Annotated in this window: 24 protein-coding genes and 1 pseudogene; 8 read left to right on the top strand and 17 right to left on the bottom strand. The window is 59.4% G+C overall.

Annotation, left to right across the window (positions count from 1 at the left end; translation table 11 throughout):
• Positions 1 to 139 precede the first annotated feature (139 nt).
• The 12 genes from MEB48_RS21550 to MEB48_RS21605 form a co-directional block, all read right to left on the bottom strand.
• Positions 140 to 733 (bottom strand): nucleotidyltransferase family protein, encoded by a 594-nt coding sequence (locus MEB48_RS21550; protein ID WP_237885927.1) that lies wholly within the window; start codon positions 731 to 733, stop codon positions 140 to 142.
• The gene (locus tag MEB48_RS21555) at positions 730 to 1,713 is read right to left on the bottom strand and encodes an XdhC family protein (RefSeq protein WP_237885928.1); all 984 of its coding nucleotides are present in this window, start codon (positions 1,711 to 1,713) and stop codon (positions 730 to 732) included. The genes MEB48_RS21550 and MEB48_RS21555 overlap by 4 nt, the downstream gene beginning before the upstream one ends.
• Complete coding sequence (locus tag MEB48_RS21560) at positions 1,713 to 4,028, bottom strand: xanthine dehydrogenase family protein molybdopterin-binding subunit (RefSeq protein WP_237885929.1); 2,316 nt, start codon at positions 4,026 to 4,028, stop codon at positions 1,713 to 1,715. The genes MEB48_RS21555 and MEB48_RS21560 overlap by 1 nt, the downstream gene beginning before the upstream one ends.
• The gene (locus MEB48_RS21565; protein ID WP_237885948.1) at positions 4,025 to 4,495 is read right to left on the bottom strand and encodes a (2Fe-2S)-binding protein; all 471 of its coding nucleotides are present in this window, start codon (positions 4,493 to 4,495) and stop codon (positions 4,025 to 4,027) included. The genes MEB48_RS21560 and MEB48_RS21565 overlap by 4 nt, the downstream gene beginning before the upstream one ends.
• A 236-nt stretch (positions 4,496 to 4,731) precedes the next feature.
• Entirely contained in the window at positions 4,732 to 5,751 is a 1,020-nt protein-coding gene (gene murB / locus MEB48_RS21570; protein WP_237885930.1) for a UDP-N-acetylmuramate dehydrogenase, read from the bottom strand.
• Positions 5,748 to 6,212 (bottom strand): low molecular weight protein-tyrosine-phosphatase, encoded by a 465-nt coding sequence (locus MEB48_RS21575; protein ID WP_237885931.1) that lies wholly within the window; start codon positions 6,210 to 6,212, stop codon positions 5,748 to 5,750. Before MEB48_RS21575 ends, murB begins: the two co-directional genes overlap by 4 nt.
• On the bottom strand, positions 6,212 to 6,976 hold the full coding sequence (kdsB, locus tag MEB48_RS21580) for a 3-deoxy-manno-octulosonate cytidylyltransferase (RefSeq protein WP_237885932.1): 765 nt from the start codon (positions 6,974 to 6,976) through the stop codon (positions 6,212 to 6,214). Before kdsB ends, MEB48_RS21575 begins: the two co-directional genes overlap by 1 nt.
• The gene (locus tag MEB48_RS21585; protein ID WP_003179363.1) at positions 6,973 to 7,158 is read right to left on the bottom strand and encodes a Trm112 family protein; all 186 of its coding nucleotides are present in this window, start codon (positions 7,156 to 7,158) and stop codon (positions 6,973 to 6,975) included. The genes kdsB and MEB48_RS21585 overlap by 4 nt, the downstream gene beginning before the upstream one ends.
• 25 nt (positions 7,159 to 7,183) lie before the next feature.
• On the bottom strand, positions 7,184 to 8,194 hold the full coding sequence (gene lpxK / locus MEB48_RS21590; RefSeq protein WP_237885933.1) for a tetraacyldisaccharide 4'-kinase: 1,011 nt from the start codon (positions 8,192 to 8,194) through the stop codon (positions 7,184 to 7,186).
• Entirely contained in the window at positions 8,194 to 8,622 is a 429-nt protein-coding gene (locus MEB48_RS21595) for an ExbD/TolR family protein (protein ID WP_052964865.1), read from the bottom strand. Before MEB48_RS21595 ends, lpxK begins: the two co-directional genes overlap by 1 nt.
• Complete coding sequence (locus tag MEB48_RS21600; RefSeq protein ID WP_008067747.1) at positions 8,619 to 9,254, bottom strand: MotA/TolQ/ExbB proton channel family protein; 636 nt, start codon at positions 9,252 to 9,254, stop codon at positions 8,619 to 8,621. Before MEB48_RS21600 ends, MEB48_RS21595 begins: the two co-directional genes overlap by 4 nt.
• 97 nt (positions 9,255 to 9,351) lie before the next feature.
• On the bottom strand, positions 9,352 to 11,586 hold the full coding sequence (locus MEB48_RS21605) for a DNA internalization-related competence protein ComEC/Rec2 (protein ID WP_237885934.1): 2,235 nt from the start codon (positions 11,584 to 11,586) through the stop codon (positions 9,352 to 9,354).
• Between the two features lie 135 nt (positions 11,587 to 11,721).
• Between MEB48_RS21605 and MEB48_RS21610 the strand changes: the two genes are divergently transcribed.
• Complete coding sequence (locus tag MEB48_RS21610) at positions 11,722 to 12,237, top strand: DUF2062 domain-containing protein (RefSeq protein WP_237885935.1); 516 nt, start codon at positions 11,722 to 11,724, stop codon at positions 12,235 to 12,237.
• A gap of 943 nt (positions 12,238 to 13,180) precedes the next feature.
• On the opposite strand, the gene MEB48_RS21615 is transcribed toward MEB48_RS21610, so the two are convergent.
• The 4 genes from MEB48_RS21615 to MEB48_RS21630 all read right to left on the bottom strand — a co-directional run bounded on the left by MEB48_RS21615 (position 13,181) and on the right by MEB48_RS21630 (position 16,349).
• A complete protein-coding gene (locus MEB48_RS21615) occupies positions 13,181 to 13,960 on the bottom strand; it encodes an ABC transporter permease (protein ID WP_237885936.1) in 780 nt (259 codons plus the stop codon).
• Positions 13,957 to 14,889, bottom strand: a complete 933-nt coding sequence (locus MEB48_RS21620; RefSeq protein WP_237885937.1) for an ABC transporter ATP-binding protein — start codon at positions 14,887 to 14,889, stop codon at positions 13,957 to 13,959. The genes MEB48_RS21615 and MEB48_RS21620 overlap by 4 nt, the downstream gene beginning before the upstream one ends.
• Before the next feature lie 133 nt (positions 14,890 to 15,022).
• On the bottom strand, positions 15,023 to 15,646 hold the full coding sequence (locus tag MEB48_RS21625) for a glutathione S-transferase family protein (protein WP_237885938.1): 624 nt from the start codon (positions 15,644 to 15,646) through the stop codon (positions 15,023 to 15,025).
• Between the two features lie 43 nt (positions 15,647 to 15,689).
• Positions 15,690 to 16,349 (bottom strand): transglutaminase-like domain-containing protein, encoded by a 660-nt coding sequence (locus MEB48_RS21630; RefSeq protein ID WP_237885939.1) that lies wholly within the window; start codon positions 16,347 to 16,349, stop codon positions 15,690 to 15,692.
• A gap of 249 nt (positions 16,350 to 16,598) precedes the next feature.
• Between MEB48_RS21630 and MEB48_RS21635 the strand changes: the two genes are divergently transcribed.
• Positions 16,599 to 19,046, top strand: a complete 2,448-nt coding sequence (locus MEB48_RS21635) for an acyl-CoA dehydrogenase (RefSeq protein WP_237885940.1) — start codon at positions 16,599 to 16,601, stop codon at positions 19,044 to 19,046.
• 114 nt (positions 19,047 to 19,160) lie between these two features.
• On the top strand, positions 19,161 to 19,568 hold the full coding sequence (locus tag MEB48_RS21640) for a PA2817 family protein (RefSeq protein ID WP_095054245.1): 408 nt from the start codon (positions 19,161 to 19,163) through the stop codon (positions 19,566 to 19,568).
• Positions 19,569 to 19,751: 183 nt separating this feature from the next.
• On the opposite strand, the gene MEB48_RS21645 is transcribed toward MEB48_RS21640, so the two are convergent.
• The gene (locus MEB48_RS21645) at positions 19,752 to 20,702 is read right to left on the bottom strand and encodes a LysR family transcriptional regulator (protein WP_237885941.1); all 951 of its coding nucleotides are present in this window, start codon (positions 20,700 to 20,702) and stop codon (positions 19,752 to 19,754) included.
• Between the two features lie 90 nt (positions 20,703 to 20,792).
• Here MEB48_RS21645 and MEB48_RS21650 point away from each other — a divergent pair, with 90 nt between their 5' ends.
• The 5 genes and pseudogenes from MEB48_RS21650 to MEB48_RS21670 form a co-directional block, all read left to right on the top strand.
• Positions 20,793 to 21,419: an alanyl-tRNA editing protein gene (locus MEB48_RS21650; protein WP_237885942.1), complete on the top strand. Its 627-nt coding sequence runs from the start codon at positions 20,793 to 20,795 to the stop codon at positions 21,417 to 21,419.
• Between the two features lie 713 nt (positions 21,420 to 22,132).
• On the top strand, positions 22,133 to 23,356 hold the full coding sequence (locus MEB48_RS21655; RefSeq protein WP_237885943.1) for a type II and III secretion system protein family protein: 1,224 nt from the start codon (positions 22,133 to 22,135) through the stop codon (positions 23,354 to 23,356).
• 119 nt (positions 23,357 to 23,475) lie between these two features.
• Entirely contained in the window at positions 23,476 to 24,186 is a 711-nt protein-coding gene (locus MEB48_RS21660) for a hypothetical protein (protein WP_237885944.1), read from the top strand.
• Between the two features lie 18 nt (positions 24,187 to 24,204).
• Positions 24,205 to 24,474 carry a DUF3613 domain-containing protein gene (locus MEB48_RS21665; protein WP_237885945.1) on the top strand — a complete coding sequence of 90 codons (270 nt, stop codon included), beginning with the start codon at positions 24,205 to 24,207 and terminating at the stop codon, positions 24,472 to 24,474.
• Positions 24,475 to 24,947: 473 nt separating this feature from the next.
• Positions 24,948 to 25,155: pseudogene (locus MEB48_RS21670) on the top strand (type VI secretion system tip protein VgrG); the annotation flags it as partial.

The following is a 25,155-nucleotide window of genomic DNA, read 5'->3' on the forward strand; positions in this document are numbered from 1 at the left end:
CGGGGCTTTTTTTATGTCCTGTATTTATGTGTGGATCGTTCCCACGCTCTGCGTGGGAATGCAGCCCGGGACGCTCCGCGTCCCAAGCGGACGCAGAGCGTCCATTGAGGCATTCCCACGCAGAGCGTGGGAACGATCATTACGGGAAGACCAACCTCTCTGGGGTATCCACATCCCACAACACCCCGGGATCCTCCACCGCCACCTCGACCACCCTCGCCTGCGCGAACAGCGACTTGGCACCGTGATCACCGGTCAACGCCATCAATCCCGGACCAAAATTTCGCCCAAACCCCACCGGATGCCCATATTGCCCCTCATGCACCGGCACGCTGATCGAATCATCGGCAATATTCGCAATAACCTGTTCAATACTGGACGGCAGGATAAACGGCATATCCCCCAGCACGATCAGCCAGCCACCGAGTTGTGAGCATGCCGCCACACCCGCCGCAATGCTGTCGCCCAGACCGGTCGACTCGATCCGCACAATCTCGCAACCATAGGCCTGAGCCATGCGAATCACTTGCGGGCGATCCGCCGTGGTCACCAGCACGCGCTTCTCAAGCGCTGCGGGCAGATTCACCAGCACCTGTTCGATCATCGAATGCACAGTGACGCCATCACGACCGGTGCAGTCCACCAGCAGCTTGTCCTTGTCGTCACCCGCTACCTGTCGAAACCGACTGCCCTGCCCGGCGGCCAGAACGATAACGCCGATGGGGTCGCTCATACGTCCTCCTGCAACGGCCTCTTCAGTTTCAGCTCGACGCCGTTCTTGATCGCCACAATCTCGGCCAGCAGCGACAAGGCGATTTCCGCCGGCGTATGGCTGCCGATGTGCAAACCGATCGGGCCGTGCAAACGCTCGATGGCCTGTTGTGACAAGCCTAGCTGAGCCAGGTTGTCCCGACGTTTCTGGCTGTTGACCCGCGAACCCAGCGCCCCGACATAAAACGCCTTGGAGTCCAGCGCCGTAAGCAGCGCCATGTCATCCAGGCGCGGATCGTGGGTCAGCGCGACAATGGCCGTGCGCTCGTCGGTCTGGATGCTCAGCACCGCTTCGTCGGGCATGCCCGGGACGAAGCGACCGTGCTGCTCTTCCCAGCCATAGACGAACTCGGTGCGTGGATCACAGATCAGCACTTCGAAATCCAGCAGCCGCGCCATCTCGGCGACGTAGCGCGACAGTTGGCCGGCGCCGATCAGCAACAACCGCCAGCGCGGACCATAAATGGCGCGCAAGGTCTGCCCGTCAAACACCAGCGCATCGGTCTTGCTCGCCGGCTGCAGAACCACTTCACCGGTCGTCAGATTCAGCTCACGCGCCACGATTTCATGGGCCTCGCAGCGTGTCAGCAATTCGGCGACCCACGCCGGATCGCCGACGCGTTCCTCGGTCAGGCGCAACGTGCCGCCGCACGGCAAACCAAACCGTGCGGCCTCCTCACGGGTGACGCCATAGGTAATCAACTGCACCGGTGGCCCTTCGGCCGGGATACGGCCATCGTGCAGCCGGGCAATCAGGTCATCCTCGACGCAGCCACCGGACACCGAGCCAATCACCACGCCGTCTTCACGCAAGGCCAGCATCGCGCCAGGTGCCCGGGGCGCGGTGCCCCAGGTCTGGACCACGCTGTACAACATCACCCGCTGACCGGCGCGGCGCCATTGCAGCACGCTGCGCAGGACGTTCAGATCGACGCTGTCCATCAGGCTTGCGCCTTCTGCCAGCCTTGCAGCTGATAGCGCACCGGCAGGTTACGGATACGCTTGCCGGTGGCAGCAAAGATCGCGTTGCACAGCGCTGGCGCAATCGGCGGCACGCCCGGCTCACCGACACCGCCCAACGGCACATCGCCCGGTGGCGTGACCAAGTGCACGGCGACTTCTTTCGGCGCCAGGGACATGCGCGCCACTTCGTACATGTGGAAATTGTCCTGCTGAACCTTGCCGTCCTTGAAGCTGATCTCTCCCAGTACCGCGTTTCCCAGGCCCATGACGCAGGCGCCTTCGAACTGCGAGCGAATCCGCTCAGGGTTGATCTGCGGACCGCAATCCACGGCGATGTCGGCCTTGTGCACGATCAACGTGCCATCGTCTTTGACTTCAACCTCGATCACCGCCGCCACATAAGTGACGAAGCTGTAATGCACCGCCAGCCCCAAACCCCGGCCCTTGGGCAACTCACGCCCCCAACCAGCGGCTTTGGCGGCGGTTTCCAGCACAGTACGCATCCGTGCGGTATCGATCGGGTAACGCTCGGGAGATTCACCGTAGTTCCACTCTTCACTCAAAGTGCGCGGATCAATCGACCTGTCCGGGCCGAGCAACTTGATCTGGTACTTGAGCGGATCCTGACCGGCCTTGTGGGCCAGTTCATCGACAAAGCTCTGAATCGCAAAGCCGTGGGGAATGTTCGACACCGAGCGATACCAGCCGACCCGGGTATGGACCGCCGCTTCAGGGTTTTCCAGGCGCACGTTGGGGATGGCGTAAGCCATGTTGGTAAAGCCCATGCCCAGCTCGAAAGCCGCCTCATGGTTCATTCCCGGGGCGAACAGCGCAGTGATGCTCGGTGCCACCGTGCGGTGCAGCCAACCGGATGGCAGACCGTCCTTGTTCAGGCTGGCCTGCAAGTATTCGGCAGACACGGTGTGGAAATAGGAATTGTGGATATCGTCTTCACGGGTCCATTGCACCCGTACCGCTTTGCCCGGGAACTCCTTGGCCAGGATCGCCGCTTCAACGACGAAGTCCGGCTTGGATTTGCGGCCGAAACCGCCGCCGAGCAAGGTGACGTTGAACGTGACGTTATCGAATGGAATGCCGAGGCGCTCGCCGATCCGTTCACGGGTGACTTGCGGTGCCTGGCTTGGCGCCCAGGCTTCACACACGCCGTCCTTGAAACGGGCGACGGCGACCATCGGCTCCATGGGCGATTGCGCCAGGTGCGGCAGGTAGTAAGAGGCTTCGAGGGTGCTGTCGGCATTGCTCATGGCCTGGTCGATGCTGCCGGTATTGCGCACCACTTTGCCGGGCTTGAGGGACGCGGCTTCGAGCTCCTTGCGGTAGGCGATCGAGTCATAACTGGCGTTGGGGCCGTCATCCCACTCGATTTTCAGTGCTTCACGGCCCTTGATCGCCGCCCAGGTGTTGCTGGCCACCACGGCCACACCGCCCAGAGGCTGAAACTCGGACGGCAATGGACGGCTTTCGATTTGCAGGACCTTGATCACACCCGGGACTTTCATCGCGGCGCTGGCATCGAAGGATTTGACCTTGCCGCCATAGACCGCTGGCCGCGCGATAGTGGCGAAGAGCATGCCGTCGAAATGTACGTCGGCGCCGTAAACTGCGCGGCCGTTGACGATGTCCGCACCGTCGATGGCCTTGGTGCCTTCCTTGCCGATATAACGGAATTCCGATGGGTGCTTGAGTCGCAGACTGTCGCGGGCCGGCACCGCCAGCGCACCGGCAGCGGCGGCTAACGCGCCGTAGCCCAGTTCACGACCGGTCGGTTGGTGAATGACTTTATGCAATTGCGCATGGCACTCGCTGACCGGCACTTTCCACTGCGCGGCGGCGGCTTGCTCAAGCATGGTCCGCGCGGCGGCACCGCAACGGCGCATTGGCTCGTACCAGTGACGCATGCTGCGCGAACCGTCGGTGTCCTGGTTGCCGAAACGCGCCTCATCAGCCGGCGCCTGCTTGACCTTGACGAGCGCCCAGTCAGCGTCCAATTCGTCGGCCACCACCATGCTCAGGCTGGTGCGCACGCCCTGGCCCATTTCCGAACGGTTGCAGATCACCGTCACGCTGCCGTCGGCGGCAATGCTCACATAGACCTTGGGATCGTCGACCGCGCCATGGGGCATGCCCTCGGCGCCGAATTTCTTCTCTTCGGCGAAGGCCTCCGGCAGGCCCCAGCTGGCGGCCAGTACCAGCACACCGGTGGCGCTGGCGCCTTTGAGGAAACCACGGCGGCTGAGGTTGCTCAGCACAAAGTCATTCGGCAACTGGCTCATGCCTTGACCTCCTTCAGGTGAGTGGATGCCTGACGAATAGCGGTCTTGATTCGATTGTAGGTGCCGCAACGGCAAATGTTGCCGACCATCGCCTCTTCGATCTGCTCGTCGCTGGGGTTCGGGTTGGTTTTCAGCAACGCCGTGGCTGACATGATCTGCCCGCCCTGGCAATAACCGCACTGGGCCACGGCGCTGTCGAGCCAGGCTTGCTGGACGACTTTGCCAACCGGATCGACGTGCAGGTTATCGATGGTGGTGACGTTCTGGCCGACTACCGAGCCGATCGGCGTGATGCAACTGCGCGCCGGCGCGCCGTCGATATGAATGGTGCAGGCGCCACACAGGCCCATGCCGCAACCGAATTTGGTGCCGTTGTAACCGGCCACGTCGCGGATTGCCCAGAGCAGCGGCATGTCCTCGGTGACATCGAGTTGATGATCTTGTCCATTGAGTTTCAGGGTAATCATGGGCACGCCCGCATAGTTATAGAGGTTATGGGGTCGAGCAATCTGCCGCGTGGGTTCCTTCACGCAGATCGACTCAGGCTAATGGGCTCTCTTATGCGGACGGCAACGTCTGCACCGGGCCTTTGGTGGAGCAAATGCTTGCATCGTTAGGTAGCTAAGTTAACCCAGCATTAACAAAAAAGCCCTGCACACCTGAAGATGTGCAGGGCTTTGAAATCAGCCGTGAAAGCGTAGCCTCAATACCGATTGGGCTCCATTTCCAGGTCGACATGGAAACGCTCTGAAATGTCTTTCTGAATACGCTGCGCCAGGTTCAGCAATTGCAGGCCCGTTGCGGTGCCATAGTTGACCAGCACCAGTGCCTGTAATTTGTGCACACCGGCATCACCGTCGCGAAAGCCCTTCCAGCCGGCCCGTTCAATCAGCCAGCCCGCCGCCAGTTTCATTTGCCCATCGGGTTGCGCATACGCCACCAGCTCCGGGTATTCATCCTTGAGTTGCGCCACGAGTGCGGCGGGTACCAACGGATTCTTGAAGAAGCTGCCGGCATTGCCGAGCACCGCCGGGTCGGGGAGTTTTTCGTTGCGAATGCTGCAAATGGCCTGACTGACATCGGTTGGCGTCGGGTGATCGATACCTAGCGACGTCAGGCGCTGGCGAACCGGGCCGTATTCCAGGTGCAGGTGCGCGGTGCGATTGAGGGTAAAACGCACCCGCAGGATCAACCAACGCCCCGGCTCCTGTTTGAACAGGCTGTCGCGGTAGGCGAAGTTGCACTCGGCCAGCGTGAAGTACCGCAACTCGCCGGTCTGGCGATCGAGCGCCGTCAGGCCGGCAAAAACGTCTTTGATCTCGACGCCGTAAGCGCCGATGTTCTGCATCGGTGCCGCGCCCACGGTGCCGGGAATCAGGCTGAGGTTTTCCAGCCCCGACAATCCTTGCGCCAGCGTGTGTTGCACAAACGGATGCCACGGCTCGCCCGCCTCGGCTTCGATCACCACCTGGTTGCCGTCATCGCTCAGTACACGAATCCCGCGTGTGGCCATGCGCAGTACCAGCGCCTGGACATCAGCGGTCAGCAGCAAATTGCTGCCGCCACCAATCACCAGCACGGGAACATCATGTTCCACCCCATAGGCCAGGGCTTCATGCACATCGGTATCGCTATGGGCTTCGGCAAACAGCCGGGCCTGAACGTCCACGCCAAAGCTGTTGAACGGCTTGAGTGAAACCTCGGATTGCACCTGCAAACTCATAACCGGCCCTTCAATTCGATCACCAGCAAATCGCTGGCATGCTCGATCAGGTCCAGTACCGTTTCGAACCCCTGGTCACTGTCGTGATAAGGATCCGGTACTTCATCGATTTGCGACTGGTAGCGACGCAGGAACAAGTCCAGCTCGGCCTTGCTCTTGGCCGGTTGCAGGGCCTTGAGGTGGCGCAGGTTGCTGTTGTCCATCGCCAGAATCAGGTCGTAAGTGGCGAAATCGGCACGGCTGACTTGCTGCGCGCGCTGGGCGGACAGGTCATAACCGCGCAACTTGGCCGCGGCCTGACTGCGCTTGTCCGGGGCCTTGCCGACGTGCCAGTCACCAGTGCCGGCGGAAGCCACCTCGACTTGATCGGCCAACCCTGCCTCACGCAGTTTGTGCCGCAACACGCCTTCGGCCGTGGGGGAACGGCAGATATTGCCCAGGCAGACGAACAGAACCCGCATCAGGCCTCCAGCAAGCGACGAACGCGCTCGAGGTCTTCAAGGGTATCGACGCCGGTGGGCGGCGCGATCAATGCATCAGCGACATGGATTCGCACGCCATGCCAGAGCGCCCGCAGTTGTTCCAGAGACTCGGTGTTCTCCAGCCAGCATGGGCCCCAGGAAACGAAGTCCTGCAGGAAACCGGCGCGATAAGCATAAATGCCAATGTGACGGCGATACGGCACGCCTTCCGGCAATTGCTCGCGGCTTTTGGCGAAAGCGTCGCGAGCCCACGGCAAGGTGGCACGACTGAACGTCAGCGCCAGGCCATTGAGGTCGCTGACCACTTTGACCACGTTGGGATTGAATAGGGTTTCCAGGTCTTCGATCGGCTCGGCCAGGGTGGCCATGCGCGCCTCGGTATGGACCGCCAGGTTGGCGGCAACCTGATCGATCACGCTCGGCGGGATCAACGGCTCGTCGCCCTGAACGTTGACCACGATGGCGTCCGGGGCCAGGCCCAGTTTCGCGGCGACTTCGGCCAGACGATCTGTGCCGGAATTATGATCTTCGCGAGTCAGCACCACTTCGGCACCAAAGCCTTTGCAGGCCTCGATGATGCGCGCATCGTCAGTGGCCACAACGATTCGTTGGGCGCTGCTTTTGCTCGCCTGTTCCCAGACATGCTGAATCATCGGCTTGCCGGCGATCAGCAGCAGGGGTTTGCCCGGCAGACGGGTGGAGGCAAAACGCGAGGGAATGACAACGGTAAAAGGTGTAGTCATTTGTCCAGACGCTCGTCGGTGGTCAGGGTGCGCGCTTCGCTTTCGAGCATCACCGGGATGCCGTCGCGAATCGGATACGCGAGGCCGGCGCCCTTGCTGATCAGCTCGGTTTTGTCGGCGCTGAGCTTGAGCGGGCCTTTGCAGACCGGGCAAGCGAGGATGTCGAGCAATTTGGTGTCCATGTACATTCCCTGGATAGAAACGGAGTTAAGGCAAAAGACGAGCCGGCACCAGGCGCATCAACTGCGTATCGAACCAGGCCACGAAGGCCGGTGATGGCGCAGCATCGACCGCCAGGTACCACCAATCGGCGGCGGCGAAGGCACGGCACTTCACCGCGTCCTTTTCCGTCATCACCACTGGCAATGACGGGGTGAAATTCAACGCCTGCACGCTGTACTCGGCGTGGTCGGCAAACGCATGGGGCACTGGCCGCCAGTGTAGCGTTTCGAGGGTCGTGAAGAAACGCTGGGGATTGCCGATCCCCGCCACGGCATGCAGCGCCTGACCTGCGGGAAAGTGCTCGAGAGACCGGCGTTCACCGCTGTGCAGATTGACCAGCGCCGTGGGTTGCAGCTGGAAGGCAAAACCGTCAATGCGATCGGCCGTGGCGCCGTTGTAAAGCACCGCATCGACGCTTTGCAGACGCTCGATCGGTTCGCGCAACGGCCCGGCCGGCAGGCAACGCTGGTTGCCCAGCCCTCGGGCGGCATCGATCAGCACCAGTTCCAGGTCCCGGGCCAGCCGGTAATGCTGCATGCCGTCGTCGGAGAGGATCAGGTCCAGCGGCTCACTCGCCAGCAAGGCTTTGACCGCGCGGCTGCGGTCCGGGTCGATCATCAGCGGCACGCCTGTGCGCTGAACGATCAACAACGGTTCATCGCCCGCCACGTCCGCGCTTTGATCCGCCTCGACTCGCCACGGCAGTTGCGAAGGTTTGGCGCCATAACCACGGCTGACCACGCCGACCCGCAGACCTCTGCGCTGACAATGCTGGATCATCCACAGGATCAACGGCGTCTTGCCGGTGCCGCCCACCGTGATGTTACCGACCACGATCAGCGGCACCGGCGGTTGGTAGATCTCGCCCTCGCCCGCCAAAAAGCGCTTGCGCTTGCCGGTGACCACACGCCGATACAGCCATTCCAGCGGCTGCAACAGCTTCAATGCCGGATGGCCTTCGTACCATGCAGCGAGCAATCGATCGGACATGGCCATCAGGATGCCGGCGCCGCCTCGACAGTGGTCATACGCAAATGACTGAAACCGAGCTTGCCGGCAGCGTCCATCGCAGTGATGACGGACTGATGAGGGGTCTTGCCATCGGCGCTGATGGACAGCGGCAGGTTGGTGTCGCCGTTGGATTCTTTCTGTAGCGCTTCCATCAGGCTGGTCAGGTCATTCTTCGGCAATAAATGGTTGTTGACCGAAAATACCCCCTCAGCGCTGATGGCGATGTCCAGTTGCTTGGCCTGCTGGTCTTCGGCCGGGGAACCGCTGACTGCTTCCGGCAAATCGACGCGCAACTGGGTTTCACGGGTGAAGGTGGTGGTCACAACGAAAAACAGCAGCAGGATAAACACCACGTCGATCAACGACGCGAGGTTGATGTCTATCGTTTCCCGTGGTTTACGACGGAATTTCACGCTTTACCCTCAGCCAGATCCACGTCGCGGTCGCCCTGCACCACTTCGACCAATTTGATCGCTTCCTGCTCCATGCCCACCACCAGCTCATCGATGCGGCGTTGCAGGAAGCGGTGGAAGAACACGGCCGGAATGCCGACCATCAGACCTGCGGCGGTGGTGATCAGCGCCTTGGAAATACCCCCGGCCAGCACGGAGGCGTTGGTGCCCATGCCCGTGCCCATGAACGCACTGAAAATATCGATCATGCCCAGCACCGTACCCAGCAACCCCAGCAATGGGGCCATGGCGGCAATGGTGCCAAGGGCATTGATGTAGCGTTCGAGCTCGTGAATCACCCGCGCCGCGGCCTCTTCGATGCACTCTTTCATGATCTCGCGACCATGCCTGGAGTTCGCCAGACCGGCGGCCAGGATCTCGCCCAACGGAGAGTTGGCGCGCAGTTCCTTGAGTTTTTCTTTATTGAGTTGTTTGTCCTTGATCCAGACCCAGACCTGCCCGAGCAAGTGCTCCGGGGTCACGCGGCTGGCACGCAGGGTCCACAGACGCTCGGCGACGATCGCCATGGCCGCGATGGAGCTCAGGATGATCGGCAGCATCATCCAGCCGCCGGATTTGACCAATTCCCACACAGTGACAGTCCCCTCGAAAAAGTGCGCCACTCTAACATAGGGGGTGGACGCACCGAAGACCGCGATGTCGCATCCGGTCGGGCTTCGACAGTTCGGGTTACTGGCTGGATGGTGGCGGATCGCGCCAGAAGCGCCGTTCTTGAAGCATCGTCCACGGCGGCTCGAAGCGTCCCAGTTGCAGACGAATGGCACCTTGCTCGGCGCTGTCGTAAATCGCCACACCGCGCTTTTGATACCTCGCCACGACCGTGGGATGGGGATGGCCGAAAGAATTGCCGTTACCACGGGAGATCAGCACCGCTTTGGGCTGCAAGGTGCTGAGCAACGCCATTGAAGACGAACTGCGACTGCCATGGTGCGGGGCCTGCAACCAATCCGTCGGCACCGCCAATGGACTGTCGAGCAACGCCCGTTCGGCTGCGGCATCGATGTCGCCGGTCAGCAGCAACCGCTCGTCATTGGCTTCAATCTGCAACACGCAGGATTTCTGATTGCTGTCGCTGGCCGATGACCACTGCCAGAGTTGAAACTTCACGCCGTCCCAGGTCCATTGCTGACCGCTCTCGCAATCCTCGGCGTGCAATTCGTCTGGCAGGGCCAGGTGATCGCCACTCAGTACTTGCTTCACCGGTATTGCGCTGGCAATGGCTCGCGCACCGCCGGCATGATCGGCATCGGCATGGCTGATCAGCATCAGATCGAGTCCGTTCACGCCCAGTTTGCGCAAGGTTGGCAGCACCACCCGCTCCCCCAGGTCGATGTCGCCGAACCGTGGGCCGGCGTCATACAGCAAAGTGTGATGGCGGGTGCGCACCAGGATTGCCAACCCTTGCCCGACATCCAGCTGCCAGACCTCGGCCATGCCTTCAGGCAACGTGTGCCGGGGCGCAAAAACCAGCAACAGCAACATCGGCCAGCCCAACGGTTGTAATGGCACGCCTCGCGGCAGTAGCAGCACAAAGGCCCCCAGCGTACCGATTGCCCATACCCACAACGGGACCGCCAACGGTACCCACGCGGGCAATTGCCCGGCTATCAACGCCAACCCGTTGAACAGAAGGTCGATCAGACCGCCGGCCAACCACAGCAACCCTTCGCCCACATAAGGAACGGGCAACAACAGTGTCCCGAGCAAGGCCGGCGGCAGGACCACCAGACTGATCCAGGGCACCGCGAGCAAATTGGCCAGCGGGCCGCTGAGACTGATCGGCAACCCCAGAACCAACAGCAGCGGGCACAGACCGATCGCGATCAGCCATTGGGTACGGGTCCAGGTTTGCCACCAGCGCCACGGCCCCAATCGCCCGCCAAAAGTGAAAATCAGCACCGCGACTGCGGCAAAGGACAACCAGAAACCCGGTTGCAGGCTCGCCAGCGGGTCCAGCAGCAGAACACCATCAAGCGCCAACAACAGCGGCCACCATGCGCCCAGGTGACGAAACCGTAGTCGCCACAACAGCACCAGACCGATCATCAGGCAGGCCCGCCGCACCGGCACTTCGAAGCCGGCCAACAGCCCATAACCGAGCGCCGCCGCGAACGCCAGTCCGCATGCCCATGGCAGCCACGGCAAGCGCTTGGGCCACAAACCATAACGCGCCAATCCGGCAATCAGCAGATACACCACTCCTGCCAGCAAACCGATGTGCTGTCCGGAAATCACCAATAGATGCACGGTGCCGGTGTCTTGCAGCACCTGCCAGTCCTCACGACTAAGCCCGGCGCCATCCCCCAGGACCAACGCCGCCAGCGCCCCCGTTCGCCCCTGGGCATCCACGGCCTGCAAACGCTGACGGATGCCGTCACGCCAGGCCCACTGCGCTTCCCTGATCAACTGGCCGTCCTTGACGCTCCCGGTGGCACCGATGCGTTGGACCAGCAACCAGGCGTCGTAATCGAACGCATGCGGGTTGAGCAATCCGGCAGGACGCTTCAATTTGACAGCCAGCCGCCAATGCTCGCCGCTGTTGACCGCAGGCCCGCCATACCAGGCCAGGCGCAAGTGCCGAGGCAGATGGGTGCGACGCGACTGATTGTCCGTCAGTTCGAAACGCACCACACCCTCGGCCTGCTGAGGCAACCCGGTCACACGACCTTCGAGCCAGCGAGTCTCGCCATCGAGATTCAGCGCCAGACGATCATTCAGCGCCCACTGTGCATTCGCGCATGCCCAACTGAAACCGAACAGAAAAAATGCCACGGGAAAGGTGCGAAACGGCAGCAACATCAAACCCGCCACCGGTAACAACAGCCACAACCCTGTCGGCGGTAATGCCGGTAAAAAACGCAGGGCCAGCAGACCCAACGCCAGCGCCATCATCCCTGTGCGCATAAGCCCGTCCTTGAGAGTCCCTTCCTATGCTTAGCCGGTGTACCGCACGTACGTCGTTATCAATTGTCACAAAGTCTGAATGGGCGGTTCGTAGAATCCAGACATACTTGCCGCCTGAACCGACCGAGATGCCTTATGCCCCGGCGCTTATTCAAACGTTACATGCCAGACCCGACCAGCATCAGGGAACACAAATCCTTACGCTTTCTCGGCACCCTGCTGCATGACCCGAACCTCTGGCACCTTAATCGCCACTCCGTCGCGCGGGCCATGGCGGTCGGTCTGTTCGCCGCATTCCTGCCGATTCCATTGCAGATGCTGGTGGCGGCGTTCCTGGCTATCATCGCGCGCGGCAACATGCCGATTGCCGTCAGCCTGGTCTGGCTGACCAACCCGATCACCATGCCGGCGGTATTTTTCTGCACTTATCAGACGGGTGCCTGGTTGATGGACGTCCCCGCCAGACGCTTGCCGAACGCGCTGACCTGGGAATGGATCAGCGGTGAACTCTCAAGCCTGTGGCAACCGTTCTTGCTCGGTTCGGTGGTAACGGGACTGGTGCTGGGTGCCCTCGCCTATTGCATGGTGATGATGTATTGGCGCTGGTGGGTGAGTCGGCAGTGGAAGCGGCGTAAGAAAAGTCGAATGTGAGAATGTAAAACGGCCTCCAATGTGGAGGCCGTTTTTTTATAAAGATTGTTGAATCGGGGACATATTCATTACTGCGGTAACGGCGGTTCTTTGGTTGTGTACATATCCGTTTCTGCGGTAATGGCGGCTCTTTTGGTTGTGTACATATCCGTTTCTGCGGTAATGGCGGCTCTTTTGGTTGTATACATATCCGTTTCTGCGGTAACGGCCGCTGGCGGTTTCGCTTTTACAGCGAGTCACTTTCGAAAAGCGCGAAAGTAACCAAAGCGCTCTTGCCCCGCCATTCGGTGCCTCGCTTAGGCTCGGCATGCCCTCACTCCGGCATTGCTCCGGGGGCCCGCTGCCATCGGCCATCCATGGCCGGGGGCAGCTACCGCGGCATCCTTGCCGCGGTGCCCCCTACGCAACGCCTGCGTTCGGCCTCTGGGAAAAGGGGCAAGCAGATCAAGATCAAAAGCCAAAGCCAAAGCAACGGCAACGGCAACGGCAACAGCTTCGCGGGCAAGCCCGCTCCTACAGGGATCGGTGTACAGCTTTCGCTTTTTCACCACTCAACAGGCCGAGCGTTAGCTCGCCTGCAGCTGTTGATTTTGATGCACCGCCCCATCGAGAGGCCGAGTGGAGGTTCTGCGTAGTGGGCAACCCGGCATGGATGCCGGGTTAGCCGTGCATGGCCAGGGATGGCCGATCGCGGCGGGCCCACGGAGCAGGACCGGAGCGAGGGCATGCCGAGCCTGAGCGAGGCACCGAACGAAAGGGGCAAGAGCCCTTGGTTACTTGGGGCTTTTCCAAGTGACCCGCCGTAAGGGCGGAACCCTAAGTGGCCGTTACCGCAGCAATGGATATGTACACCATCAAAAACCACGTCGCCTGACATCCAGCCTTCGCGGGCAAGTCGGATCGCCGCATCGCTCGCTCCTACAGGTACGGTGATGCTCTTTGATCAGGTACGCATCCCACGCCCACTCACCAGCAACCGCGCACAGCCGACATACAACACAACAGTCGCAATCAGCATAAAGGTGATCGCCACACTGATCCTGATATCCGACACACCGAGAATGCCGTAACGAAAGGCGTTGACCATGTGCAGCACCGGGTTGGCCAGCGACACAGTCTGCCAGAACGGTGGCAGCAAACTGATCGAGTAAAACACCCCGCCCAGATAAGTCAGCGGTGTCAGCACAAAAGTGGGAATGATCGAAATGTCATCGAAATTGCGCGCAAATACCGCGTTGATGAAACCCAGCAACGAAAAGATCGTCGCCGTCAGCACCACCACCAGAACGGTCACGCCCAGGTGATGCACCTGCAATTGAGTGAAGAACAGCGACAGCAGGGTCACGATGATCCCGACCATCAACCCGCGCAGCACGCCGCCCAAGGTGTAACCGACCAGAATCGTATGCGGCGACACCGGCGACACCATCAATTCTTCGATCGAGCGCTGGAACTTGCTGCCAAAGAAACTCGACACCACGTTGCCGTAGGAGTTGGTGATCACCGACATCATGATCAGCCCCGGCACGATGTACTCCATGTAAGTGAAGCCACCCATGTCGCCGATCTGCCGGCCGATCAGGTTACCGAAAATAACGAAGTACAGAACCATGGTGATGGCCGGCGGCAGCAAGGTCTGCGGCCAGATCCGAGTGAAGCGCTTGACCTCGCGGTAGACAATGGTATTGAGGGCAACGAGGTTGGGTTGCAGCTCGGAACTCATACCGCCACCTTCGACAGATTCTTCTCCACCAGGGACACGAACAACTCCTCGAGGCGATTGGTTTTGTTACGCAGACTCAACACTTCGATGTTCTGCTGCGCCAATTGAGTGAACAGCGCGGTAATGCCCATGGCCTTGTCGACCTGGACTTCCAGGGTATGACTGTCGATCAGTCTCGTCGGGTAACCGAGCAACTTCGGCGCCACTTGCAAGGTGTTCTTCAAATCGAGCAGGAAGGTTTCGACATGCAGTTGGCTGAGCAACTGCTTCATGCTGGTGTTCTCGACAATGGTGCCGTGGTCGATGATGCCGATGTTGCGGCACAACTGCTCAGCCTCTTCCAGATAGTGCGTGGTGAGGATGATGGTAATGCCTTTCTGGTTCAGTTCGGTGAGGAACGTCCACATCGAACGACGCAGTTCGATGTCCACCCCCGCCGTCGGTTCGTCGAGGATCAACAGGCGCGGTTCGTGAACCAGCGCCCGGGCGATCATCAGTCGGCGCTTCATGCCGCCGGACAAGGAGCGCGACGGCACATCGCGCTTGTCCCACAGGCCGAGTTGGGTCAGGTACTGCTCGGCGCGTTCCTTGGCGACTTTCGGCGGAATGCCGTAGTAACCGGCCTGGGTCACGACAATGTCGAACGTCTTTTCGAACTGGTTGAAGTTGAATTCCTGGGGCACCACGCCAATGCAGCGCTTGAGCGCCGCCGGTTCCTTGTCCAGGTCATGACCGAAGATATTCACCGTTCCGCTGGTCTTGTTCACCAGGGTCGAGAGAATGCCGATGGTCGTGGATTTGCCGGCGCCGTTGGGGCCGAGCAAGGCGAAAAAGTCACCTTCGGCGACGTCCAGATCGATACCACTCAAGGCCTGGAAACCGTTGCCGTAGGTTTTGGTTAGCTGCCGGATGGACAGAGCGGAACTCATATCGGATTTACGCACCAAGAAGGGAAGAAAGGAATAAATAAGGGCGGGCGGCGAGCAATGCAACCGCGGCGCACGAGCGCAATGGTGCTTGTCGCTGCCGCACAAGTACAGTCAAGCGTGTCGATAGTGAGTATTAAGTCAACGCGGTCATAACCGCCTTCTGATAGGCCGGGCGCTGTTTCAATCGCGCATACCAGGCTTGGAGATGAGGCTGCGGCGCGCGCTCGATCGGCATCTCGAACCAGGCATAAATGAAACTGCCCAAGGGAATGTCACCCATGCCGATTTCGTCGCCGGACAGGTACGGTTTGGCCGCCAGCGCTTGATCGGCCATCGACAGCAGATCGTCGCACTCCTTGATCGCAGCCTTGATGGCCGGCCAGTCCTGCTGGTCTTGCGGAGTGCGCAACACGCCCCAGAACACCGTGCGGAATGGGGCGGCAAAACTTGAGGTGGTCCAGTCCATCCACTTTTCCGCCGAGGCGCGGGCCTGCAGGTCAGGCGGATACCAGGCCGTATCGCTGGCATGACGGGCCATCAGATAACGGACGATGGTGTTGGATTCCCACAGCACAAAACCGTCGTCTTCGATCACCGGCACTCGGCCATTGGGATTCATCGCGCGGTACTCAGGCGTGTCGACCACGCCAAAGGCGCCGCCGGCGTCGATGGCTTCATAGGCCAGGCCCAGTTCTTCGGCCGCCCACAACGGCTTCCTGACATTCGACGAATTTTTCCGACCCCAGATCTTCAGCATGACCGCCCCTTCTTGGATGAATGCGCAGGCAGCATACGCCGGATCAGGCGCGACTCAAATCGCTCTGCATGTCACCCAGCAACACAGGCAATTGCTCACTGAACAGATGCGGATAGCACTTTTCCAGGTGTTCAAAAAAGAACGCTTCAGGCACATCGCTGAACTGGCCGTGATCGATCAGGTACTCCATCAATTGCTCGCCATCACGGTTGAAGGGATGGAACACGCTGTCGTTGATCCCGTCGAATTCCAGCGGCGCGACATTGAACAGTTCGCAGAGTTGTTGATTAAAGGCCGGTGTGGCTTTGACCCAACGATCGTTCAGATAGAACTCGGTGTAACCGTGCATGGCGAACACATCGCTTTTGAGCAATTCGAGTAGACGCGGCGTCGACAGGTGATTGCGCACATCTGCCAGTCCGATACGCGCCGGGATCCCGCAATGCCGGGCTGCACCGGCCAGCAGCGTGGCTTTGGGCACGCAATAACTCTCCCCCGCCGCCAGCGCATAGCTGCCGCGCAAGGTCTCTGGATCGCGACTGAAGGTGTAAGGGTTGTAGCGCACGGCCTCACGCACCGCGTAATAGAGATTGATTGCCTGTTCAAGCGGATCGCGCCCGACGCCACGATGTTTTTCGGCGAACTCCACCACCGAGGGATGGTCACTGTCGATGAAGCGGCCGGGGCTCAGACATGCGTGCATGGCAACAATCTCCTGGGGGGAAGCCACGAGTCTAGCGACACCTTCAGCACAGAGATAACGACGTATCGGCCAAATATCAGCGTTTGCCGCGCTGTCTACAAAAGCGCTTAACCGTCCGCCCTCGAAACAACTGACGAATTTCAGCCGCAGCTTCCTACAAGCTCAGACTGATTGCTCCGCCCCCCATTTTTATGGATGCCGTCTAAGCTCTGAAAGTGGTTTTGCCCTTGGCTTCACGGAGAATTGAATATGCTGCTGTTGTGGATACTGGTTCTGGTGGTCGGTATTGCCTACCTGGCACATCGCCGCACTGCGCCTCTGCCCGCCTTGGGCATCATCGCTGTCTATCTGCTGGCGATGGGCATCTTCAGCCATGCCCCCGTCTGGCTAATGCTGATTTTCTGGGTGATGCTCGCGGCCGTGGGTGCTTTCCTGCTGCTGCCGGATCTGCGCCGAAAACTCTTCACGGCGCCGATGTTCAGCTGGTTTCAAAAAAACCTGCCGCCAATGTCGCAAACCGAGCGTGAAGCCATTGAAGCCGGCACGGTCTGGTGGGACGGCGAGCTGTTCAGCGGTCGCCCGGACTGGAACAAGCTGCTGGCCTATCCAAAAGCGCAACTGAGCGAAGAGGAACAAGCGTTCATCGATGGCCCGACTGAAGAGCTCTGCGCCATGGTCAGCGATTGGCAGATCGGCCAGTTGATGGATCTGCCGCCCAAGGCTTGGGATCACATCAAACAGCATGGCTTTTTTGCCCTGATCATTCCCAAGGAATATGGTGGCAAAGGCTTCTCGGCTTATGCGCATTCCCAGATAGCGATGAAGCTGGCCACCCGCAGCGGCGACCTGGCGTCGACCGTCATGGTGCCCAATTCCCTCGGCCCGGCGGAACTGCTTCTGCATTACGGCACCGACGAACAACGCAATCATTACCTGCCACGGCTGGCCCGTGGCGACGAAATCCCCTGCTTTGCCCTGACAGGCCCGATGGCAGGTTCCAACGTCGGCGGGATGACCGACACCGGGGTGATTTGCAACGGCGAATGGGAAGGCAAGGAAACCCTCGGCCTGCGCCTGAACTGGGAAAAACGCTACATCACCCTCGGCCCGGTGGCGACCCTGATCGGCCTGGCTTTCAAGGCTTATGACCCGGATCATCTGCTGGGCGACAAAGTCGACCTGGGGATCAGCCTCGCCCTGATTCCAACTCAGACCCCCGGTGTAGAAATCGGTCGCCGTCACTTGCCGCTGGGCGCCTCGTTCATGAACGGTCCGAACTCCGGCAAGGACGTGTTCGTACCGCTGGAATTCATCATCGGCGGTCAGGAGATGCTCGGCGAGGGCTGGATGATGCTGATGAACTGCCTGTCGGTCGGGCGTTCCATCTCACTGCCTGCCATCGGTACCGCTGCGGGTAAGTTCACCAGTCTGGTGACAGGCCAATACGCCCAGGTTCGTGAACAATTCAACGCACCGCTGTCAGCCTTCGAAGGGATTCAAGAAGCACTGGCGCGGATCGCCGGCAGTACCTGGCTGATGGACAGCGCACGAATGCTCACCGCCAACGCGGTCGACCTCGGCGAAAAGCCGTCGGTACCTTCGGCCATTATCAAATACCACCTCTCCGAGCGCGGCCGCGAGTGCATCAGCCACGCCATGGATGTTCACGGCGGCAGGGCCGTCATCATGGGCCCGAACAACTACCTGGCGCGTGCCTGGCAAGGTGCGCCCATTTCCGTCACGGTCGAAGGTGCGAATATCCTGACTCGCAGTTTGATGATCTTCGGCCAGGGCGCTATTCGCTGCCATCCATTCGTGCTCAAGGAAATGGCCCTCGCCCACCGTGAAGACAAACAACAGGCCCTGATCGAGTTCGATGCACTGCTGCTCGACCACATTGGTTTTGCCGTGAGCAACGCCGCCAGCACCCTGGTGCTGAATCTTGGTCTGGGGCATTTCGAACACATGCCTGGGGACAGGCTCAGCCAAGGCTATCTTCGCGCCCTCAACCGTCAAGCCGCGGCCTTTGCCCTGCTTGCAGACCTGAGCATGATGCTGCTGGGCGGTGATTTGAAACGTCGCGAACGGCTGTCCGCACGCCTGGGCGATGTGCTCAGCTACCTGTACCTGGCCTCCGGTGCACTCAAGCGTTATCACGATCTCGATTCGCCGGAGCATATGCATCCGCTGTTCGCCTGGGCCATGGAAGAGAGTCTCGGCCAGTCCGAACGTGCGCTGGACGAACTGCTGAGAAACTTCCCGAACAAGGTACTCGGATGCCTGCTGCGGGTGTTGGTGTTCCCGTTCGGTCGCAGGCACAGAGGCCCGTCGGACAAACTGGCGGCCGAAGTCGCAGCCGTCATCGGCCGCGCAAAGGGCGATCCAACGCTTGAGGAGTTACTGGGGGGCTGCTATCGCCCGCAATCGCCAGAAGATTCGGTCGGCGCCCTGCAGCACGCTTGCGATTTGCTGAATGCCGCCAAGCCGATACAGAAAAAACTCAATACGGCGCTGAAAAGTCGCCAGGTCAAACCCACTATTGGAGAAACTGCCATCGATGCAGCCCTGGAGGCTGGCGTCTTGCAACCAGCTGAAGCCCAGACCTTGCGTGAGGCAGAAGTGGCGCGACGCAAGGTGATTGATGTCGATGATTTTGATCCAAAGGAGCTGGTATTGGCCAAAGGCAAGGTCCGCTGATCCGGCGGACCGTATATCTTGCAGGGGACTCTTTACCATGTGCTCTCTATCATGGGAAAAGGGGCGCAAGAGCTTTATACTCTCGCGCCCGTTTTGCTCTTGAGGACTTATCTCGTGTCCAACATCGTTGCCGATCATCTCGTTTTGCTCGACCACCTGCGCAGCATCCTGGTCGCCGTGGGTGAGGCCGAACAGGTTCCCGAAGAAAGCCATGCCTTGTTCCTGGAGCGCTTCGACGAACTGCTGGCGTCACTGCCGATCGAGCCGATTGAAAGCCAATACCTGGGCCAGGACATCCTGACGCAGGTCATTTCCCGTTATCCGCAAATCGCCCACCTGATTCCACGGGACCTGCTGTGGTACTTCGCCGGCGACTGCCTGCACTACCTGTCCGACGAAGAAATCGACTTGTACCAAGCCCTTGAAGAACGTCGCTTCGAAGCCGAACAGAACGATGAACCGTTCGACTGGAATCAGGAAAAACAACTGCTGGCGATGTCGAACCAGGACAGCAAGCACTGATCCCCAATCAGTCATGCAAAAGGCCCGCATGGTTGAACATGCGGGCCTTTTTTTGTGGCGTTGCAGTGATGTGGTGATTCGAAGTCAAGCCACGAAACCCGTAGGAGCGAGCTTGCTCGCGAAAGCGGTATCTCTCACGACATCAATGTGACTGTACCGCCGCCTTCGCAGGCAAGCCTGCTCCTACAGGCATTTTGGCTTGCCCGGCCTTCTCAGCGTCGGCTCCTTCTCCAGGCATTCCACCAGATAATCGATAAACACCCGTAACTTGGGCGGTAGATAGCGGGTTGGCGAATGCAGCAGCCAGGCGCCTCCGTGGTAGGACGCCAGAAAAGTCCAGTCCGGCAGTACTTGCACGATCAGCCCTTGTTCCAGCGCATAACGGGCAGTGAAATACGGCAGGCTGCCGATTCCGATGTGTTGCAATACTGCGTCTAGTCGCACACCCGTGTGATTGGCGGCATAACGTCCACGCACACCGACAGTCACAGCCTTGGTGCCCTTCTTGAATTTCCAGCGCGCATCATTCGGGGTTTCGCCCAGATAGACGCAACTGTGGTTGAGCAAATCGTGGGGATGAGTCGGTGTGCCGTGCTCGGCCAGGTACTGCGGCGTTGCACAGAGCAAATGATCGATGGTCAACAACTGCCGTCCCACCAGTCCCGCGGGCGGGCGATCGGTAATACGGATCGCCAGATCGACGTTGTCGTCGATCAAATCTACCTGACGGTCCTCGAGCAACAACTCCACGCTCACTTTGGGATAACGCCGCAGAAATTCCGGCATATGCGGATGAATCACAAATCGCCCGACGGCCTTGGGCACGCTGATACGCACCAGCCCTTCTGCTTCATCGGTAAATTGACCGCTGATTTCCATCACCGACTTCGCGGCGCTGACCATCTCCTGGCAACGCTTGAACACCTCTTCGCCACCGTCACTCAGACGCAGCTTGCGTGTGGTTCGTTGCAACAGCCGCATGGCGAGTGCCTTCTCCAGCCGCGAAATGCTGCGACTCACCGCCGAGGGTGAAGAACCTGACTGGCGCGCCGCTTCGGAAAAGCTGCCGGTTTCGACTACTTTGACAAAAATTGCCATTTCACCGAGCAGCGGCAGGGGAAGATTTATGCTCACAGCGCAACAGTCCTTTGATGATTGAACGGATTATCACGCAATTTCAGGGTTCATATAATAAAGACAGAAACTTTAACAAGAGCATGAAATATGACGTTCCGCCTCTTTTTCCATAGTGATGACCTCAAGGCCGATGTGGAAGTCCTGGATTGCACGCCCCACGAAAACGAATTCGCCGTGGTGCTGCACTCCACCCTGTTTCATCCCCAAGGTGGCGGTCAACCCTGGGATATCGGTTGGATCGGCGAAAGCCAGGTACTGCGCGTGGTCCAGGATCCGGACCGGATCATCCATTTCGTTGACCACCCGGTAAACCCCGGCATGACCCGGATTCGGGTCGACGAGCAACGCCGCCGGTTCAATACGCGCATGCATTCGGCGGGGCACCTGATTGGTCATTTCGTCCAGGCGATGGGCTGGATGCCGACCAAGGCTCATCACTGGCCGGACGAAGGACGTGTGCAATTCAAACCGGGCGACGGTGCGCAGGAGGTCGATGCCCAGACGATTCAGCACGGCATCGAACAATGGATCGCCCATGATCTGCCGCGCCTGACATCGTTGCGCGAAGGTGCCCGGGAAATCGGCTTCGGTGAATTGCCCGCCTACGGCTGCGGCGGCACCCATGTACAGAGCCTGAAGGATTTGGGCACGGTCACGATCACTGCCCTTTCACAGAAAAAGGGAACGCTGTCAGTCCACTACAGCGTGGACTGAGCATTTGGGCGATGACGACGCCGGGGAACCTGCGTTCGCGGGGTGCGCTGCAATGCCGAGAGCCGATTTGCCCGCAATACGACGACGATCCGGGGTATTGGTGTGGTCTGGTTCACGCTGGTCAAGCAACAGAACGAATAAGTTCGCTCGAGAGTCGCTGAAGTCGCCCCTTCAAACAGCCTCATGTGCCACTCCATCACCTTTAACCTGCCTATCTCCACGCTTTGAACGGAAAGTTTTTGTTCAAAGCGTGGCGCTTTGCCTTGGTTGAACTACCTTTCAAACAAGAAGAAATCATAACGGTTGGGAATGACCACGTTAGGTTCAGCGATCAGATAGCGGATTGGCAAAAGGAGTTACCTCACTATGGTCCTGGCAAGCGTTTTCCGGCTCTGTATTTTGATTGCCGGGTGCTTTTTCGGGGAGTCAGGTCGGCGGACAGTGCCGTCTTTAGCTGCTGTTGCTTTCAAGCCTGAACCTATCGTTCGGGTCGACAGCCCAGGTATCTGGATCACTAAAAACCGTTTTAGCGAAGGTCGCTCGCTGTTCAGTCAGACCAGCGTATTGCACCTGTTTGCAGGTAGCACCACGGAATATTGCCGGGGCCATTAGTCAGGGGTCTGGCGGGGTAGAGGGCCACTCAAGGCCCCTTGTAGTGATCCGAGGCAACTTAATCAGCCTCAAAGATGGCCTATTCAGCGAGGATGCACTTAATGAGCTATCGTACCGTGCCCGCTTTCAAGCGAATTATTCATGGCCTGTTCTGGACGGGCCTCAGCGTGAATGCGGCGCAGGCCGCGCCGGACAATTGTTCGCAACTGGACAATTTGCCGACAACGTTCGAGGTCGGTCAGGGGCTCCAGAATGAACTGCGCGTTCCCGTCCCAGTGACGCAGCTGGCAGTCGGCGACCCGAAGGTCGCCGATGTGCAACCCAGCGGCAACAATGCCTTCATCCTCACGGGCCTCGCGCCGGGGGCCACCAGCCTGATGGTCTGGACCGCCTGTTCGAAAACGCCGCGCCAAAGCATGGTGTTCGTCAAGGGCAAGGCCACGTCGGCGCTGACCAGCGTCTCGACGGTGCCTTCCGAAGACCCGCTGTTACCGATACAGGTGCAAACCGACATCCGCTTCGTTGAAGTCAGCCGGACCAAACTCAAGGAAGCCAATGCCTCGATTTTTGGCCGCCAGGGCAACTTTCTGTTCGGCTCGCCGAGAACCTTTCCCACCATCGACGGCATTGTCACGCCGTCGGTGCCGGTGAACAATGACATGTTCAACTTCGCTTTTGCGTCCAGCGATACTCTAGTGTCGATCAACGCACTGGAAGGCAGCGGTTTCGCCTACACCCTGGCACGACCAAGCCTGGTAGCGCTCAGCGGACAGAGTGCGAGCTTCCTGGCCGGTGGTGAAGTGCCGATTCCGGTGCCCAGTTCAGGCAGCGATAACGTGTCCATCGAATACAAGGAATTCGGTATCCGCCTGACCCTGACGCCGACGATCATCGGCAAAAACCGGATCGCGCTGAAGGTGGCACCGGAAGTCAGTGAACTGGACTTCAGCAACGCCGTGAGCATCGCCGGCACCATCGTTCCGGCGCTGACCATCCGCCGTACCGACACTAGCATCTCCCTGGCCGACGGCGAAAGCTTCGTCATCAGCGGCCTGATCAGCACCCGCAACAGTTCCCAGGTGAACAAGTTTCCGGGGCTGGGCGATATCCCGATTCTGGGCGCGTTCTTCCGTGACAACACCGTCAACCGTGAAGAGCGCGAACTGCTGATGATCGTCACCCCACATCTGGTCCAGCCGCTGGCTGCCAATGCACAACTTCCATCCTTGCCTGGCGAGCAATTGCGCAACTACGACCCGAACTTCTATCGCATGTTCTTCCTCGAAAATGGCGATTTCGACAGTCGCTCCGGGCTTTCACAATGAGCCGAAGCCTGAATCAGACTTGCCTCGCCCTCATTCGTAACGGTGACCTTGAGCGCTTGCCGGGCCAGCTTTCTTGCCAATGGCCAAGCGTTCAACGTGTTGTAGCCAAAGGACATTCGATGAAAGCAGTCATTGCAATAACGGCGACATTAATGCTCGCCGGTTGTGCCACCAATGGTTTGTCTTCGCGACCGGCTATCTGTGCCAAGCCCGATTCGGAAAAAGAGTTGGCCCTGAGCCTGGCCGACAACATGGCCAATGAAGGCCGTTTGTATGCCAGCCTGGCGAATCTTGAAGGTTTGCCCGACAACATGGTTCAGGTTCGCCTGCGCAAGGCTCGGGTGCTGCGTTTGATGGGGCGTAACGAAGCGGGCCCGTTGTATCAAAGCCTGCTCGGCACTTGCCTGGCCGCTGATGGGGAACATGGCTTGGGCCAATTGGCCGCGGCCAAAAATGATTACGCCACCGCGACCATTCACCTTGAGCGTGCGGTGAAGATGGCCCCCACCGACGAAAAGATGCGCAATGACCTGGGGGTCGTTTATCTCAATCAGCGACGCATCCCTGAAGCACGCTTCGAGTTCATGACCGCCATGGAGCTCAAGCAGTCAAATTCGCTGGCGGCCCTGAATATGGTAACGCTGCTGATCTATCAGGATAACTGGAAGGCGGCTGCCGAACTCGTGACCCGCGCCAGCTTGAGTCCTCAGCAAGTCGCAGAAGCTCAAAGCCGTGCAGAAAAACTCAAGGCTTCTGCCAAAAAAGCGGTGGCTTCCGAGGGGAATCGCAGAACTGAGGTAGCCGCTGCCTCATCCAGTGCGACCAAGTAAAACGTACGAGGAGTCGAGATGAATACCAAGAGGCTGTTGATCGTGTGCATGGCTTGCCTGTCCACCAGTGCCTGGGCTATTGAGCCGGGCCCCTCTTCGAAGGAGCAAAAAGGCACTGAACAGTGGTTGGTGTTACAGAGTCGCGGCGTAGTTGCTTCGCCCAAACTGCAAACCGCTTCGGCCACTGAGCGTGACCTGGCCATGCAGCGTTGGCTGAACAGCTTCCTCTACCCGATTCCGGAGTTTTTTGACCAGGATACGGCGGGTGAGATCACCAGCAGCAACTGAGACACATCAGTGGGTGATCAGTCTCTGGCGTCGTTCAGAGTGGCCTGGCTGCAAAGCCGGGCTGGATGACGTCTGCAGGAAAGTATGGGTATCGACACATTATCCAAGCCAGACCGGATTACCCTGTAGGCGCTGCCAAAGGCAGCGATCTTTTTGATTTTCAGTCTGTCAGCCAACATCCCGAATCAGCCGCCATGCCTCGCCCACCGGCGGCTGTTTCATCCGTTCCGCATCACAGGCAATGGCCGCCGTGCTCATGCAGTGTTCGGCGCTTACCCCCCATCCCCTGACGAAACATTCTGAACTTGGGAAGTTTCTGACCGGGCGCCACGATCCCTTCCTACATCAATCCCACTCATGCCTTGTTAGCGTGTTCAGCCATTGACGCCTGTCCGGGCCAGGTTTGGCTTGGGCATCGCAATTTGTTTTCCTCAGCTTAAGGACGAGCTACTAAAAAGCAAAAGGATAAGCGCATGTTCGCCCCGGCCAACGCTGCCCAGTTCACGCTTGAACTCCCGACGGTTCGCAACGATTTCAAAGTGCTGGCCTTTGCAGGCACTGAAACCATCAGCGCCTTGTATTCGATCCAGGTTGAACTGGTCAGCGAGTACCGCGATTTCGATCTGGAGAGCCTGCTCGGCCAACCGGCCTTTCTCCAATTCGGCTTTAACGGCGAAGGCA

Source organism: Pseudomonas sp. PGPR40 (genome assembly GCF_022014505.1).
Lineage (GTDB): Bacteria > Pseudomonadota > Gammaproteobacteria > Pseudomonadales > Pseudomonadaceae > Aquipseudomonas.

Coding starts and splice junctions, on each gene's coding strand:
- MEB48_RS21550 (WP_237885927.1), bottom strand. CDS start 733: ATGAGCGACCCCATCGGCGTTATCGTTCTGGCCGCCGGGCAGGGCAGT.
- MEB48_RS21555 (WP_237885928.1), bottom strand. CDS start 1,713: ATGGACAGCGTCGATCTGAACGTCCTGCGCAGCGTGCTGCAATGGCGC.
- MEB48_RS21560 (WP_237885929.1), bottom strand. CDS start 4,028: ATGAGCCAGTTGCCGAATGACTTTGTGCTGAGCAACCTCAGCCGCCGT.
- MEB48_RS21565 (WP_237885948.1), bottom strand. CDS start 4,495: ATGATTACCCTGAAACTCAATGGACAAGATCATCAACTCGATGTCACC.
- murB (WP_237885930.1), bottom strand. CDS start 5,751: ATGAGTTTGCAGGTGCAATCCGAGGTTTCACTCAAGCCGTTCAACAGC.
- MEB48_RS21575 (WP_237885931.1), bottom strand. CDS start 6,212: ATGCGGGTTCTGTTCGTCTGCCTGGGCAATATCTGCCGTTCCCCCACG.
- kdsB (WP_237885932.1), bottom strand. CDS start 6,976: ATGACTACACCTTTTACCGTTGTCATTCCCTCGCGTTTTGCCTCCACC.
- MEB48_RS21585 (WP_003179363.1), bottom strand. CDS start 7,158: ATGGACACCAAATTGCTCGACATCCTCGCTTGCCCGGTCTGCAAAGGC.
- lpxK (WP_237885933.1), bottom strand. CDS start 8,194: ATGGCCATGTCCGATCGATTGCTCGCTGCATGGTACGAAGGCCATCCG.
- MEB48_RS21605 (WP_237885934.1), bottom strand. CDS start 11,586: ATGCGCACAGGGATGATGGCGCTGGCGTTGGGTCTGCTGGCCCTGCGT.
- MEB48_RS21610 (WP_237885935.1), top strand. CDS start 11,722: ATGCCCCGGCGCTTATTCAAACGTTACATGCCAGACCCGACCAGCATC.
- MEB48_RS21615 (WP_237885936.1), bottom strand. CDS start 13,960: ATGAGTTCCGAGCTGCAACCCAACCTCGTTGCCCTCAATACCATTGTC.
- MEB48_RS21620 (WP_237885937.1), bottom strand. CDS start 14,889: ATGAGTTCCGCTCTGTCCATCCGGCAGCTAACCAAAACCTACGGCAAC.
- MEB48_RS21625 (WP_237885938.1), bottom strand. CDS start 15,646: ATGCTGAAGATCTGGGGTCGGAAAAATTCGTCGAATGTCAGGAAGCCG.
- MEB48_RS21630 (WP_237885939.1), bottom strand. CDS start 16,349: ATGCACGCATGTCTGAGCCCCGGCCGCTTCATCGACAGTGACCATCCC.
- MEB48_RS21635 (WP_237885940.1), top strand. CDS start 16,599: ATGCTGCTGTTGTGGATACTGGTTCTGGTGGTCGGTATTGCCTACCTG.
- MEB48_RS21650 (WP_237885942.1), top strand. CDS start 20,793: ATGACGTTCCGCCTCTTTTTCCATAGTGATGACCTCAAGGCCGATGTG.
- MEB48_RS21655 (WP_237885943.1), top strand. CDS start 22,133: ATGAGCTATCGTACCGTGCCCGCTTTCAAGCGAATTATTCATGGCCTG.
- MEB48_RS21660 (WP_237885944.1), top strand. CDS start 23,476: ATGAAAGCAGTCATTGCAATAACGGCGACATTAATGCTCGCCGGTTGT.
- MEB48_RS21665 (WP_237885945.1), top strand. CDS start 24,205: ATGAATACCAAGAGGCTGTTGATCGTGTGCATGGCTTGCCTGTCCACC.